The following is a 13,028-nucleotide window of genomic DNA, read 5'->3' on the forward strand; positions in this document are numbered from 1 at the left end:
CCGCCGGGTTACGCGCGCAGCGCCGTCGCCTCGCGGAACGCCCGGACGTTCGCGCCGACGTCGCCTTTGAAGACAGCGCTCCCGGCGACGAGGACGTCGGCGCCCGCGTCGGTGAGGGCGCGCGCGTTGGCGGGCGTGACGCCGCCGTCGACCTCGATCACCGGCCGCACCGCGAGCCCGGCCATCCACTGGCGGCACCGCGTCACCTTGTCGACGGAGCCCTCAATAAAAGCCTGCCCACCGAAGCCGGGGTTGACGGACATGATGAGCAGGAGGTCGATGTCGTCGGCAATCTCGTCGAGCGTCCCGAGCGGCGTCGCGGGGTTGAGGGCCACGCCCGCGCGGCAGCCCAAGGCGTGGATGGCCTGGACGGTCCGGTGGAGGTGGGGGCACGCCTCCTGGTGGACCGTGATGATCGCCGCGCCCGCTTGGGCAAAGTCCTCGAGGTAGCGGTCCGGGTTCTCGATCATCAGGTGGACGTCGAGCGGCGCCTCGAACTCCTCGGCGAGGGATCGCAGACCGCGCATGACGGGCGCGCCGAACGAGATATTGGGCACGAAGTGGCCGTCCATCACGTCGATGTGGAGCCAGTCGGCGCCGGCGTCGAGCGCTTCTCGAGCGTGGTCGGCGAGCCGGCCGAAGTCGGCGGCGAGGACGGAGGGGGCGAGGGTCACGGGCGTCGGGGCGGGGCCTCCGAAGGTACCGAGCCGCTCCGCGTGGCCCGGAGCCGGAGCAGCCCGGCAATCGCGCCCGCGACGCCGACGGCGATCGACTGGAACAGGGGCACGCCGAGTGCCGCCGAGGCGCTCTTGGGGCCGGGCGCGATCACGAACGCCAAGGCGTACAGCCCGACGGCGAAGAACACCGCCAGCACCAGGCCGCCCAGAATCACGGCCTCGGCCGCGAGCACGCCCGACACCCACCGAGCCAGCGCCACGAACGCGACGTACGGCAGCAGCGCGATCATCACGACGGCCGCGACCGACTGCCACGGCCGGTCGCTGGCGGTCGCGAACACGATGGCGACCGTCGCCACGACGGCGCCGGTCGCCACGAAGCGGGAGATCCGGGACAGGTCGCCGGGCTGCGGGTCGGTCATGCCGCAAGCTACCGGCGCCGGCCCGGGGTCAGTCGGCGCGGACGGGGACGGGCTGCGGCGTGCGGCCACACGACGTGCAGCGGTACGCGCCGCGCAGCGTGTCGACGTGCCACGGGGTCGTACGGACGCACACGGCGCACGCACCCCAGAAGGAGGACGAACGGGCCGCGGAGAGGTCCGAGAACAGGGACGGGAGGCGGAAACGGAAGGCCATGGGATCGGTGTCGTTGGACGAGCAGAACGCCCCGGCCCCGGCAATCGGGGTGCTGGGCGTGGTCCGGAAGCGCTTGCGGCGCCGAGGATTCACGCCGCCCGCGCCGGTCCTCCACCGAGGCGGACGGAGTCGGGGCCCGGAGCGGGCCGCTGACGAGTTCCCTACGGGCGGGCGCCCTCCACGAGCGCGGTCCCGGCGGCGGCATGCAGCATCGCCGAGGAGAGGCTCGAACCGAGAGGAGGGACGGACGGCCGTAGGGTCGATGGCGGCGCTAGTTCGGGTTCAGCGGCGAGCCCCCGCACGTCGTGCACCGGTAGGTGCCGCGGAGGGTGTCGAGGTGCCACGGCGTCGTGCGGTAGCACGAGGCGCAGGCGCCCCAGTGCGAGGCGTGGCGGGCGTGGGCGGCGGCGAACAGGCCGTCGAACAAGGTCGGGAGGCGAAAGCGGAAGGGCATCGGTCCGGGGTGGATGAGCGGCCCCAACGCGCGGCGCCCCCGGGGGATGCCCGGCAGCGCGTCTGGAAGCGCTTGCCGCACATAGGCTTAACAAAGAAGCGCTTCCGTCCTACACGCGCCGTGCGAGGGCGGCGCGGCGCGCGGGCTCAGGCCCCGGGCTCGTCGGCGTCGCGCGGCGGTTTTTCGGCCGTCCCCACCCACACCGACAGGCCGATGGCGACGGCGGTCCACCCGAGCGCGTGGCCGGGCAGGCCGTCGCGGGCGATGCTGACGCCGAGGGCCACCGCCCCCACGATCAGGGCCGCGAGCGCGAGGACACGGGCGATGCGGGTGAGATCCACTAGGCCATCACCCGGCGGGCGGCGGCGACGACGGCCTCGGCCGTCATCCCGAGATCCGCGAGCGCTTCGGCGCCCGGGGCGCTCGTGCCGAACCGGTCGATGGCCAAGGCCTCACCGTCGAGACCGACAATGCGGTGCCAGCCGACCGGCGAGCCGGCCTCGGCGGAGACGCGGGCGCGGACCGACGGCGGCAACACCGAGTCGCGGTAGCCCGCGTCCTGCTCGAAAAAGCGCCGCTGGCACGGCATCGACACGACGCGCGCGCCGCCACCCAACGTCTCCTTGGCCTTCATCAGCAGCCCCACCTCGGCGCCCGCGCCGACCAGGATCACCTCGGGCTCGCCGTCGGAGTCGGCCACGATGTAGCCCCCCCGGGCGACGCCGTCGGCCGCGCGCTCGGCGGTGCCCGCCAGCGTCGGCAGGGCCTGACGCGAAAGCGCGAGCGCGGTCGGGCGGCCGCCTTCCAAGGCCACACGCCACGCGGCGGCGGTCTCGTTCGCGTCGGCCGGGCGGATCACGTCGAGCTCGGGGATCGCGCGCAGGCCCGCGAGCTGCTCGACGGGCTGGTGCGTCGGGCCGTCCTCGCCGAGCCCGACCGAGTCGTGCGTGAACACGTGGACGACGGGCGCGCCCATCAGCGCGCCGAGCCGGATGGCGGGCTTGCTGTAGTCGGAGAAGATGAGGAAGGTGCCGCCGTAGGGGCGGACGCCGCCGTGCAGCGCCATCCCGTTCATGGCCGCCGCCATCGCGTGCTCGCGGATGCCGTAATGGAGGTAGCGGTTGCCGAACGTCGTGGCCTGGATGTCCTCCATCCCCTGGGCCTTCGTCTTGACCGAGGGCGTGAGGTCGGCCGAGCCGCCGACGAGGTCGGGGAGCACGTCGGCGATCGCGTCGAGCACCTTGCCGCTCGCGGCGCGGGAGGCCATGCCCTTGGCGTCGGGCTCGAACGTCGGGAGCGCGTCGGCCCAGCCCTCGGGGAGCGAGCCCGCGATCCGGCGGCGGAGCTCGGCGGCCTTCTCGCCCTCGGCGCCGTCGTAGGCCGCCATCGCGCCCTCCCACTCGCAGTGCGCCTGGGCGCCGCGGAAGGCCTGCTCGCGCAAGAGCGTGGTCGCCTCGTCGGGGACGTAGAAGTCGGGCTCGAGCGGGATGCCGAGGTGCTCCTTGGTGGCCTTGATCTCGTCGGCGCCGAGCGCGTCGGAGTGGACCTCGTGGTGGCCGGCGAGGTTCGGCGAGCCGTAGCCGATCGTCGTGCGGACCTCCAGGAAGCTGGGCCGGTCGAGCACGTTGCGCGCCGTCTCGATGGCTGCGGCGACGGCCTCGTTGTCGTGCCCATCGATCTCGCGGATGACGTGCCAGCCGAGCGCCTCATAACGCCCGGCGCGGTCCTCGGTAAACGAGAGGTTCGTGTCGCCGTCGATGGAGACGTGGTTGTCGTCGTAGAGCACGATGAGGCGGCCCAGCCCGAGGTGCCCCGCCAGCGACGACGCCTCGTTCGTGACGCCCTCCTGCAGGTCGCCGTCCGACGCGATGACGTAGGTGTAGTGGCCGACGACGGTGTGCCCGTCGGTGTTGAACCGGGCCTCGAGGTGCTTCTCGGCGATCGCCATGCCGACGGCCGTCGCCAGCCCCTGCCCCAGCGGTCCGGTCGTGGTCTCGACGCCGGGCGTGTGGTGGACTTCGGGGTGGCCGGGCGTCTTCGAGTTCAGCTGGCGGAAGTTCTTGAGGTCGTCGAGCGAGACGTCGTAGCCGGCGAGGTGGAGCAGGCTGTAGATCAGCATCGAGCCGTGGCCGGCCGAGAGCACGAACCGGTCGCGGTCGAACCACTGCGGGTCCTTCGGGTTGTGCTTCAGGAAGCGGCCCCACAGGACGGTCGCCACGTCCGCCATACCCATCGGCAGGCCCGGGTGGCCCGAGTTGGCGGCCTCGACGGCGTCGATGGTGAGCCCGCGGATGGTGTCGGCCGTCGCCTTTTCGAGGCGGGCGCGGTCGGCGGCGGAGCGGGCCGGGGCGGGGTCTTCCATCTCGGTAGCGGGGGCGGGCGTTTCGGCCATGACGGGCGGGGTGGGGAGGGGGCCGCAAGCTACGGGGTGCGGCCGCGTTCGATCCCCCGGGGCCGGGCGGCTTGCGCTCGTTGGGACGCGCTCGAGGCCCGCTCTGGATGGTGGCGTGCAGGTCGCGCCATCCATCGAAGTCTCCCGGCCTCATCCTGAGCGTGCGAACGCGAAGCGTCGGCGGAGCCAACGAGCTCAGCGCCGACGGTGGTGGCCGTCGGGACCGGCGCCTACGACGAACGCCTCGCGTCGAGATCCGTCGCGTTCGCTCAGGATGACAGATCGGGTGGGGCACGCTCATCACGGACCGGTCCTGCAGGCCCTCGGGGAGCCCCGTGGACCGGTGGGGCCGAAGCACTCGCCCGCGAGCGGAGGGGCTCGCGCCGGCAGGGGCGGCCTGTAACCCGTGTCGGGCGTGGCGCGTCGGGGTCTCGACACCCACCTCCCCCGTCATGCGTCTCTCGCTCCTCGCCGCCGTCCTGCTCGCGCCCGCCGCCCTGGCCCAGTCCAACTCCCAAGGCTTGTACCTCCACGCCGGCGTGGGGGGGCAGAGCGTCGCCTACGACGGCGACGGTTTCGACGACACCGACGAGGGCGGCCTGCTGGCGCTCCGCGCGGGCTACGGGGTCTCGCCGCTGGTGACGCTCTACGTCGGCGCGACGGGCGCCCGCCTCGACGGCTCGCGCGGGACCGGCAGCTACGACCTGAGCACGGGCGAGCTGGGCGCGCGGTTCACGTTCCGCGACGGCCGCCGCGTCCGCCCCGTGCTCGACGTCGCCCTGCGCGGGCTCACCGCGCGCGACGACGAGACCGACTTCGAGGTCCGTGGCGGCGGCGTGTCGGTCGGCGGCGGGGTCCTGGTCTCGGTCAGCCCGGCGCTGTCGCTGGGCGCGGCGCTCCACGTCGGCGGGGGCCGGTTCGACGAGGTCGAGTTCGGCCGGGTGACGGTCGACGTGCGCGACGAGGCCCTCGACTTTGTCGAGTCGCGGGTGACGGTCGGGCTGACGGCGTACCCGTTCCGCTAGCGGCGGGCGTGGGGGAATCCCCGGGCTGAGGAAAGCAGGGGGGCGGGGGGTTAGAACGGGGCCGCGCCCATCGATAGGTCTGGGGCCCCCCTCTCGCCGTGCGCGCCCCGTTCGCCTTCGCGTCGTCTGTCCTCGACGGGTTCCTGCCCCCTGGCGGGGACCCGGTCGAGCGCGTGCGGGCGCGGTTCTTCGTCGCCGGGTCCGGGGCGATCGCGTCGGCGATCGCCGTCGTGGTGGCGATGTACGCGTCGTCGTCGGACGTGGGGCTGGGGACCGCGCTGCCGCTGGCGGGCCTGCTGGTGCCGGTGCTGGCGTTCCCGTTCCTCCTGCGCCGAGGCGTGTCGCTGACGCTGCTGGGGGCCGGACTCATCATCCTGCTCCAGTTTGGGCTGGCGTGGTCGGCCGTGCTGGACCGGGGCGTTCAGGACGTGGCCTTCTTGTGGTTCGTGGCCTCGCCGCTGTTCGCGGCGCTGGTGGGGGGGGCGCGGCTGGCGTTCGTGTCGGTCGGCTCCACGATCGTGAGCGGGCTGGGGGTGCTGATGCTGGCCGAGACGGGGTACGTCTTTCCGGACCTGATGTCGCCCGCGTTCGCCCAGCGCTACCACATGGCGAATGTGATCGCCGCGGCGGCGGTCGTGGCGACGTTCGCCTTGCTCTACGAGGGGCCGATGCTGGCGCGCGCGCAAGCCCTGGCCGCCCGGCTGGGCGTGGCGAACGCCGACCTCCGCCGCGAACTCGTCGCCCGGCGCGAGGCGCAGGACCGCGCCGAGGCCGCCAGCCGCGCCAAGGACGTCCTGCTCGCCAACCTCAACCACGAGTTCCGGACGCCGCTCACGGCCGTCTTGAGCGGTGTCGAGATCCTGGGGCTGGAGGCGGCCGACGCGGACCGCGAGGTGCTCGACTCCATCGACCGCGGCGCGCGGCGCCTGCTCACCACGCTCACGGGCGTGCTCGACCTGATGGAGGCCGAGAGCCGCGAGGCGCCCCTCCTGGAGCCCGTCGACGTGTCGGCCGTCGTGCGCGACGCCGTTTCGGCGGTGCGCGGCGCGGCTCACGCCAAAGGCTTGCAGCTCGTGGTCGACGACCTGTTCGGACGGACCCACGCCGTCGCCTCGCCCTCGGCGCTCCACCGGCTGGTCGACCTGCTGCTCGACAACGCCGTCCGGTTTACCGAGACCGGTGCCGTGGTGGTCAGCGTGGGGCCGGCGCCCGACGGCATCGCGGTCGCCGTCTCGGACACGGGGATCGGGATGGAGGCCCAGTTCGTCGACCGCGCCCTCGAGCCGTTCGCGCAGGCCTCGGAGGGCGACGCCCGGACGCACGAGGGGCTCGGGCTCGGGCTCACCATCGCGCACCGGCTGGCGACCTCCATGGAGGGCTCGCTCGCCATCGAGAGCACGCTCGGCGAGGGCACGACGGTCCGGCTGGTGCTCCCGGCCGTCTCCAGCGAGCCGGTGCCCCGGGCGGCCGACTCGCCATCGGCAGGCGGGGGGCGGGGGCCGTCGCGCGCCGCGCTCAGCTACGCCCAGGCCGTGAGCTCGTGGCCCGTCGAGCCGTCGCCGATGGCGTGACGACAGAGCGGGGCTCACGCACTGGTCCAGCCCGCGCGCACGACGGCGGGGGGCCGCGCGTTGAAGGCCGCGCATCCCAGAGCGCCCGCGCCGCGTAGGCCGCGCCGCTCCCGTCGTCCCCCATGTCCGAGCCGATCCCGCCCATCCCCCCGCCCGCTCCGGCGCCGTCCGGCGACCCCGCGCCCCGCTGGCGGCGCGCGCTGGGGTGGCTGTGGACCCGGATTCAGAGAGTCGCCGTCTGGCTGTGGACGCGCCTGCGCACCGGCGCCGGGCTCGTGTGGACGAACGTCCGCGACCAGGAGGCCCCGCGCTCGACGCGGGTGCTGTGGGCGGCCGGCGGGCTGGCCGGCGCCGGCGCCGTGTTCGCCACGGCGGTCGCGATCCTGATGATCGGCTACGCGATCCTGCTGTGGCCGTTCACCCCGAGCGTCTCCGACCTGCGGAGCGCGCGCGAGGTGGACCCCGCGACGGTCGTCTCGGCCGACGGCGTGACGCTGACGCGGTTCGCGCGCCGCAACCGCGAGTGGCGGTCGCTCGACGAGATCTCGCCCGCCGTCGTGGAAGCACTCGTGGCGACGGAAGACCGGCGGTTCTACCGTCACGGCGGCATCGACCTCTACGGGTGGGCCGCCGTCGCCGCGGGCGCGCTCACCGGCGACGGGCTCCGCGGGGCCTCGACGCTCACCCAGCAGCTCGCGCGAAACCTCTTCCCCGACGAGATCGGGACCGCCTCGTCCATCACGCGCAAGCTCAAGGAGGGTATCACGGCGCGCAAGATCGAGCGGGTCTACACCAAGGACGAGATCCTGGAGCTGTACCTCAACACGGTCCCGTTCCTCTACAACGCGCACGGCATCGAGATGGCCGCGCGGACCTACTTCTCGACCGACGCGAGTAGCCTGAACCGCCTGCAGGCGTCGACGCTCGTTGGGATGCTCAAGGGGACCTCGTCGTACAACCCCCGCCGCAATCCGGAGCGCGCGCTCGCGCGGCGCAACATCGTGCTCGGCCAGCAGGTCCGCTACGGCGACCTCGACCCCGCCGAGGCGGAGCGCCTTCGGGGCGAGCCGATGGGGCTCCGGTTCGAGCGCCAGCCGATGCAGACCAGCCGCGCCCCGCACTTTACGGAGCACGTCCGCGTGCGGCTCGAAGACTGGGCCGAGCGCGAGGGCGTGAGCCTGTACGGCGACGGGCTCACCATCCACACGACGCTCGACTGGCGGATGCAGCAGCTCGCGGCCGAGTCCGCGCGCAAGTTCGGCGACGCGCTCCAGACCGTCGCGGACGTCGAGTGGGGGCGCGCCAGCGCCAGCCGGCTCGGCACCACGACGGCGCCGTACTACGCGGCCGCGCGCCAGACCGAGCCGTTCGAGCGGTTCTGGTCGCTCCGCAAGTCGACCGCGCGCGCCTTCGCCCGCGACTCCGAGGCGTACCGCCGCGCCACGGCGTCGGGCCGCGACGGCGAGGCCGTCGCCGACAGCCTGCTCGCGATCCGCGCCTTCCGCGACTCCGTCCGCGCCGTCAAGATGCGGCTGGAGGTGGCGATGACGGCCGTCGACCCGGAGACGGGCGCGGTCCGGGTGTGGGTCGGCAGCCGCGACTTCCAGCGCTCGGCGTACGACCACGTCGCGCGCGCGCGCCGCCAGCCGGGCTCCACGTTCAAGCCGTTCCTTTACGCGCGTGCGCTCGAAGAGGGCTTCCGCCCGACCGACACGCTGCCCGACGCCGACGTGGCCATCGAGATGGCCGACGGCGTGATCTGGCAGCCGACGAATGCCAGCGGGACGACCTCGGGCCAGGAGATCACGCTGCGCGACGGGCTGGCGTACTCCAAGAACACGATCGCCGCGCGGCTCGTCGAGGAAGTCGGCGCCCGCGACCTGGCGCGGACGGCGCACCGGCTGGGCATCGAGAGCGAACTCGAGGCCGTCCCGTCGCTCGCGCTCGGCACCAGCGAGGTGTCGCTGCTCGAGATGGCGGGGGCGTACGCGACGCTCGCGTCCGGGGGCATCCGCCGCCCGCCCGTCACGGTCACCCACATCACCGACCGCGACGGCAACGAGATCGCCCGGTTCGCGCCCGAGGAGCGCCGCGCGCTCGACTCGGACGTGGCCGTCACGCTCGTCGACATGATGCGCGGCGTCGTCGACCAGGGCACGGGGACCCAGGTGCGCACGGCGTTCGGCGCCCGCGGTGACCTCGCCGGCAAGACCGGCACCACGCAGGACGGCGCCGACGGCTGGTTCCTGCTCATGCGCCCCGACCTCGTCCTCGGCGCCTGGGTCGGGTTCGATGACCCGCGCGTGACGTTCCGATCGTCGTACTGGGGCCAGGGCGGGCACAACGCGCTCCGCGTCGTCGGCGACCTCAACCGGGGCTTGCAGCGCGACGGGCTCGTCGACACCCAGCAGAGCTTCCCGACGCCGGAGGAGGCGGAGGAGGCCGGGCCGGGCGTCTGGGAGCGGTTCGCGGGCTGGGTCGAGGGCCTGGGCGAGCGCGTCTTCGGCCGCGACGACGGCGACCTCCCGGACGGCTACGGGCCCCGCACGCCGGGCCGCGGCGCCGAGCCCGACGACCGCCGGGAGCGCCGGGACCGTCGGCGGGACCGCGAGCGCCGCGTCGGCGACGAGCTCGACGAGTGGCTCGCGGGCGGGATCGAGGACCAGAACGCGCGCTGGCTGGAGCGGGCCTGGGAGGAGATCAACCGCATCGACGACCCGCGCCTGCGGCAGGCGGCCCGCGACGCCGTCGCCGACGCCCAGCGCGACCTCGAAGACGGCGCCGGGGGCCGGGGCTGGGCCGAGCGCGCCCGCGCCGCGCGCGACCGCGCCATCGACCAGGCGCAGCGCGAGATCGAGCGCGAGATCGCCCGAGAGGCCCGCGACCTCGGCGGCCGGTTCTTCGACGACGAGCCCGACGACGTCGACCCCGACGACTTCGAGCTAGAGCCCATCGAGGACATTCCCCTCGACGACCTGCGCGACGACGAGGGCGGCCGGATCGGCTGGTAGTGACCGCGTCGGCCGGAGCGGCGGCTACACCACCCCCACCACAGACTCCGATGCGCCCCCTCCTTCTCGCCGCGCTGGCGCTGTCGCTCGCCGGCTGCGGCACCGTCGTCGACGACCTCTACCGCCAGGCCGAGCGCTACGGCATCCCCTCCGACGCCCGCCGCTACGACGACGTCCGCCGCGACGTCGACGACTACGTCCGCGACGTGGACCGGGCCGTCGACCTCGACCGCCAGCAGGCCGACCGGATCGCGGACCTGTTGGAAGACCGCGCCGCCCGCGTCGCCACGCGCGGCCGCTACGGCGTCGACGCGTACCCCTTCCCGCGCCGCGCGCGTGCCTCGTCCGAGGTCGAGCGGTTCTGGCGCGACGCCGACCGCGACATCGAGCGGATCCTCGGCCGCCGCCAGCGCGACGAGTACCGCCGCTTTGTCCGCCGCTACGCCTCCGACGACCGGTACCGCTCGCGCGACCGCGACCGCGATGACGACGACTGGGACGAGGATGACGATTGGGACGACCACCGCTAGCCGTTCGCGCGGGAGCTTCGGGCTTTAGGGGTCGTTGACAGGCCTCACGCTCCGAAGCTGGCCCATGGACGACCCCTCCCGAGACCCCGAGGCCGAGATCCGCCAGGCGGTCCGCACCCTTCTCCTCGACTGGGTCGACCCGTCCGAGGAGGCGACGGAGCGCTTTATGGCCGCTGTCCGCGACCGCTTTACCGGCTACGGGACCGGACCCGGCGAAACTTACGCCGACCGCGACGCGCTCCGGGCGATGGTCCTCCGCGAGCGCGCCGGGATGTCGCACCCGTTCACGCTCGACATCCCGTGGATGACGGTCCACGTGCTCCACGAAACGACGGCGATCGTCGTGGGCGAACTGGCGGTGACGATCGAGATGGGCGACGAGACGGTCGTGGAGCGGCCCCGGTTCACGTTCGCGCTCGACCGGCACGACGGGCGGTGGTTGCTGGCCCACTTCCACTTTTCGGTCCCCGACGCGATGCACCCCGAGGGCGGCACGATGGACGACCTGCTGGACGAGCGCACGCGCCAGCTCGAAGCGGAGGTGGCCCGGCGCACGGCCGAGCTCGACGCGTCGCTGGCCGAGTTGAAGGCGGCGCAGGCGCAGCTCGTGCAGCAGGAGAAGATGGCGTCGCTGGGCACGCTCACGGCCGGGATCGCGCACGAGATCAAGAACCCGCTCAACTTCGTTACCAACTTCGCCAGCCTCTCCCAGGAGCTCGTCGACGAACTCGACGGCGAGGCCGACCCCGACGAACGGGCGGCGATCCTGGGCGACCTCCGGCTCAACGTCGAGAAGATCGAGCAGCACGGCCGCCGCGCCGACGGGATCGTGCGCGCGATGATGGACCACGCCCGGAGCGGCAGCGGCGAGCGCCGCGCCGTCGACCTCAACGCGCTCGTCCGCGAGTACACGGGCCACGCCGCCCACGCCGCCCGCGTCCAGCACCCGACGGTCGGCATCGCCCCGCTCCTCGACCTCGACCCCGACGTGGGCTCGGTCGACCTCGTGCCCCAGGAGATCGGCCGCGTCGTCGTCAACCTGGTCGGGAACGCGCTCGACGCGGTCCGCCAGCGGCGCGAGTCAGGGGACCGCGACGCGGTGGCTACGGTCACGGTCTCGACGCGGCGCACCGACGACGGCGTCGCGATCCGCGTCGCGGACACCGGGACGGGGATGTCGGAGGCGGTCCGGGCACGCGTCTTCGAGCCGTTCTTTACCACAAAGCCGGCGGGGCAGGGGACCGGCCTGGGCCTCTCGCTCTCGCACGACATCGTGGCGCTCGGCCACCGGGGCACGCTGGCGGTCGAGAGCGCCGAGGGCGAGGGCACGACGGTCACCGTCACGCTCCCGGGCTGACAGGACCCCCCACGCACCCGCGAGCGGGCGTCAGGCGACGTCCGCCGGGGCCGCGTCGTGGAGCACGAGCGCGCGCAAGGTCGACAGGTAGGCGGGCACATCGAACCGGTCCGGGTCCATCACGACCTGGAGCGCGCACCCCTCGATAAAGCCCGTCGCGACGGCCGCGAGCGACTCGGGCGTGACGCCGGGGTAGCGACCGGGCGCGCTCGCGATGGCAGCGGCCGTGAGCGGGACGTACGCCTCGCGGTAGTCGTCGAGCGCCTTGCGGATCTTGAGGCGCACGTCGGGATGCTGGGTGCCCATCACCCAAAAGTCGATCATCAGCGCGACGCGGTCGCGGTTGCCGGGCAGCCCCTCCACGTCGCGCTCGATCGTGTAGAGCAGGCGGAGCACCGGCGACGCGGCGGTGGTGCCCGAGGTGTCGGGCGCGAGCACGGTCGTCGCGAGCAGGCGGTCGAGAAGCGCCAGCACCAAGCCCTCGCGCGAGCCGAAGTGGAAAAAGACGAGCCCGTTGCTGACGCCGGCCTCTTTCGCGACCGCGCGCGTCGTCAACCCACCCAGGCGGTCGCGCGCGGCAACGCGGTAGGCGGCCGCCAGCAACTCGTCGCGGCGCTGGTCTTCGGGGGCTTTGGGGCCGGGCATCGTCTTTTCTCGGGGCGTGTGTTGACCAGGCGCTCAATGTACGCTATGCTCATTGAGCGACCGCTCAGTCTGCGGCGCCCCCGACCCCATGACCCCGTCCCGATCCACGATCTCCGTCGGTGACGGCCACGTCGGCCCGATCCCCTCCATCGCCGGCCTGCCCGTCCACGCGATCCGCCCCCCCTCGATCGTCCTGGTCGTCGGCTACCCCGCGCCCCAGGCCGTCGCGGTCGTCGAGCGCCTGCTGGCGACGGACGGCGGGATGATCGCGTGCGTCGTGACGCGCGAGCGGTGGGCGGAGGCGTCGCGGCACGTCGCCGCCGCGGGGGGCACCGCGCGGATCCGGCTCTTCGAGGGCTCGGCGGCCCGGCCCGGCCTCGGCCTGCACCGCCGTGCGTGGCGCCTGCTCGACACCGTCGGCCAGATCTGGGGCGTCGCCTCGCCCGAGGACATCGCCAGCGGCCACCTCCAGGACTTTGCCGACGAGTGCCCCCGCCTGCGCGAGCTCCACCTCGTTCCGACGTGCTCCGATGATGCCGCGCCTGCCTCGAGGTGGGCGACCCTCCGCCAGCGGATGTGGACCCGCCCGGCGGCCGTCGCCGTCGCGTTGGGGGGCGCCGTGCTCGCGCTCGTCGCCCGGACCGACCGCTCGCTGCTCGACGTCGACACCGGTCTCTCGTGGGAGGACCTGGAGCGTGACCTGTGGCCCGGCTTGGGCCCAACGGGCTGA

At 73.7% G+C, this 13,028-nt stretch carries 12 protein-coding genes; 6 read left to right on the forward strand and 6 right to left on the reverse strand.

The features are described from left to right. Nucleotides 1-8: 8 nt before the first annotated feature. The 5 genes from rpe to tkt all read right to left on the reverse strand — a co-directional run bounded on the left by rpe (nucleotide 9) and on the right by tkt (nucleotide 4,129). Nucleotides 9-674, reverse strand: coding sequence for a ribulose-phosphate 3-epimerase (rpe, locus tag ACLIRP_RS17125; protein WP_412061686.1), 666 nt, complete (start codon nucleotides 672-674; stop codon nucleotides 9-11). Then, nucleotides 671-1,099, reverse strand: a complete 429-nt coding sequence (locus ACLIRP_RS17130) for a hypothetical protein (RefSeq protein ID WP_412061687.1) — start codon at nucleotides 1,097-1,099, stop codon at nucleotides 671-673. The genes rpe and ACLIRP_RS17130 overlap by 4 nt, the downstream gene beginning before the upstream one ends. 485 nt (nucleotides 1,100-1,584) lie before the next feature. Beyond that, nucleotides 1,585-1,767, reverse strand: coding sequence for a hypothetical protein (locus tag ACLIRP_RS17135; protein ID WP_412061688.1), 183 nt, complete (start codon nucleotides 1,765-1,767; stop codon nucleotides 1,585-1,587). Nucleotides 1,768-1,913: 146 nt separating this feature from the next. After that, nucleotides 1,914-2,108 carry a hypothetical protein gene (locus ACLIRP_RS17140; protein WP_412061689.1) on the reverse strand — a complete coding sequence of 65 codons (195 nt, stop codon included), beginning with the start codon at nucleotides 2,106-2,108 and terminating at the stop codon, nucleotides 1,914-1,916. After that, a complete protein-coding gene (tkt, locus tag ACLIRP_RS17145) occupies nucleotides 2,108-4,129 on the reverse strand; it encodes a transketolase (protein ID WP_412063727.1) in 2,022 nt (673 codons plus the stop codon). The genes ACLIRP_RS17140 and tkt overlap by 1 nt, the downstream gene beginning before the upstream one ends. Before the next feature lie 482 nt (nucleotides 4,130-4,611). Here tkt and ACLIRP_RS17150 point away from each other — a divergent pair, with 482 nt between their 5' ends. The 5 genes from ACLIRP_RS17150 (at nucleotide 4,612) to ACLIRP_RS17170 (ending at nucleotide 11,653) form a co-directional block, all read left to right on the forward strand. Beyond that, nucleotides 4,612-5,184 carry an outer membrane beta-barrel protein gene (locus tag ACLIRP_RS17150; protein ID WP_412061690.1) on the forward strand — a complete coding sequence of 191 codons (573 nt, stop codon included), beginning with the start codon at nucleotides 4,612-4,614 and terminating at the stop codon, nucleotides 5,182-5,184. Nucleotides 5,185-5,282: 98 nt separating this feature from the next. After that, nucleotides 5,283-6,755, forward strand: a complete 1,473-nt coding sequence (locus tag ACLIRP_RS17155) for a sensor histidine kinase (protein WP_412061691.1) — start codon at nucleotides 5,283-5,285, stop codon at nucleotides 6,753-6,755. A gap of 122 nt (nucleotides 6,756-6,877) precedes the next feature. Continuing rightward, nucleotides 6,878-9,766 (forward strand): penicillin-binding protein 1A, encoded by a 2,889-nt coding sequence (locus tag ACLIRP_RS17160; protein WP_412061692.1) that lies wholly within the window; start codon nucleotides 6,878-6,880, stop codon nucleotides 9,764-9,766. Between the two features lie 50 nt (nucleotides 9,767-9,816). Further along, the gene (locus ACLIRP_RS17165) at nucleotides 9,817-10,296 is read left to right on the forward strand and encodes a hypothetical protein (RefSeq protein ID WP_412061693.1); all 480 of its coding nucleotides are present in this window, start codon (nucleotides 9,817-9,819) and stop codon (nucleotides 10,294-10,296) included. A 64-nt stretch (nucleotides 10,297-10,360) separates the two neighbouring features. Next, entirely contained in the window at nucleotides 10,361-11,653 is a 1,293-nt protein-coding gene (locus ACLIRP_RS17170) for a sensor histidine kinase (RefSeq protein ID WP_412061694.1), read from the forward strand. A gap of 30 nt (nucleotides 11,654-11,683) precedes the next feature. On the opposite strand, the gene ACLIRP_RS17175 is transcribed toward ACLIRP_RS17170, so the two are convergent. After that, nucleotides 11,684-12,298, reverse strand: a complete 615-nt coding sequence (locus tag ACLIRP_RS17175) for a TetR/AcrR family transcriptional regulator (protein WP_412061695.1) — start codon at nucleotides 12,296-12,298, stop codon at nucleotides 11,684-11,686. An 88-nt stretch (nucleotides 12,299-12,386) separates the two neighbouring features. Here ACLIRP_RS17175 and ACLIRP_RS17180 point away from each other — a divergent pair, with 88 nt between their 5' ends. Then, nucleotides 12,387-13,028, forward strand: coding sequence for a hypothetical protein (locus tag ACLIRP_RS17180; RefSeq protein ID WP_412061696.1), 642 nt, complete (start codon nucleotides 12,387-12,389; stop codon nucleotides 13,026-13,028).

The organism is Rubrivirga halophila (assembly GCF_046845755.1).
Taxonomy (GTDB): domain Bacteria; phylum Bacteroidota; class Rhodothermia; order Rhodothermales; family Rubricoccaceae; genus Rubrivirga.

What these genes read in the sequence shown, in the direction of transcription:
- ACLIRP_RS17130 (WP_412061687.1), bottom strand. Translation starts at nt 1,099, where the DNA reads ATGACCGACCCGCAGCCCGGCGACCTGTCCCGGATCTCCCGCTTCGTG.
- ACLIRP_RS17135 (WP_412061688.1), bottom strand. Translation starts at nt 1,767, where the DNA reads ATGCCCTTCCGCTTTCGCCTCCCGACCTTGTTCGACGGCCTGTTCGCC.
- tkt (WP_412063727.1), bottom strand. Translation starts at nt 4,129, where the DNA reads ATGGAAGACCCCGCCCCGGCCCGCTCCGCCGCCGACCGCGCCCGCCTC.
- ACLIRP_RS17150 (WP_412061690.1), top strand. Translation starts at nt 4,612, where the DNA reads ATGCGTCTCTCGCTCCTCGCCGCCGTCCTGCTCGCGCCCGCCGCCCTG.
- ACLIRP_RS17160 (WP_412061692.1), top strand. Translation starts at nt 6,878, where the DNA reads ATGTCCGAGCCGATCCCGCCCATCCCCCCGCCCGCTCCGGCGCCGTCC.
- ACLIRP_RS17165 (WP_412061693.1), top strand. Translation starts at nt 9,817, where the DNA reads ATGCGCCCCCTCCTTCTCGCCGCGCTGGCGCTGTCGCTCGCCGGCTGC.
- ACLIRP_RS17170 (WP_412061694.1), top strand. Translation starts at nt 10,361, where the DNA reads ATGGACGACCCCTCCCGAGACCCCGAGGCCGAGATCCGCCAGGCGGTC.
- ACLIRP_RS17175 (WP_412061695.1), bottom strand. Translation starts at nt 12,298, where the DNA reads ATGCCCGGCCCCAAAGCCCCCGAAGACCAGCGCCGCGACGAGTTGCTG.
- ACLIRP_RS17180 (WP_412061696.1), top strand. Translation starts at nt 12,387, where the DNA reads ATGACCCCGTCCCGATCCACGATCTCCGTCGGTGACGGCCACGTCGGC.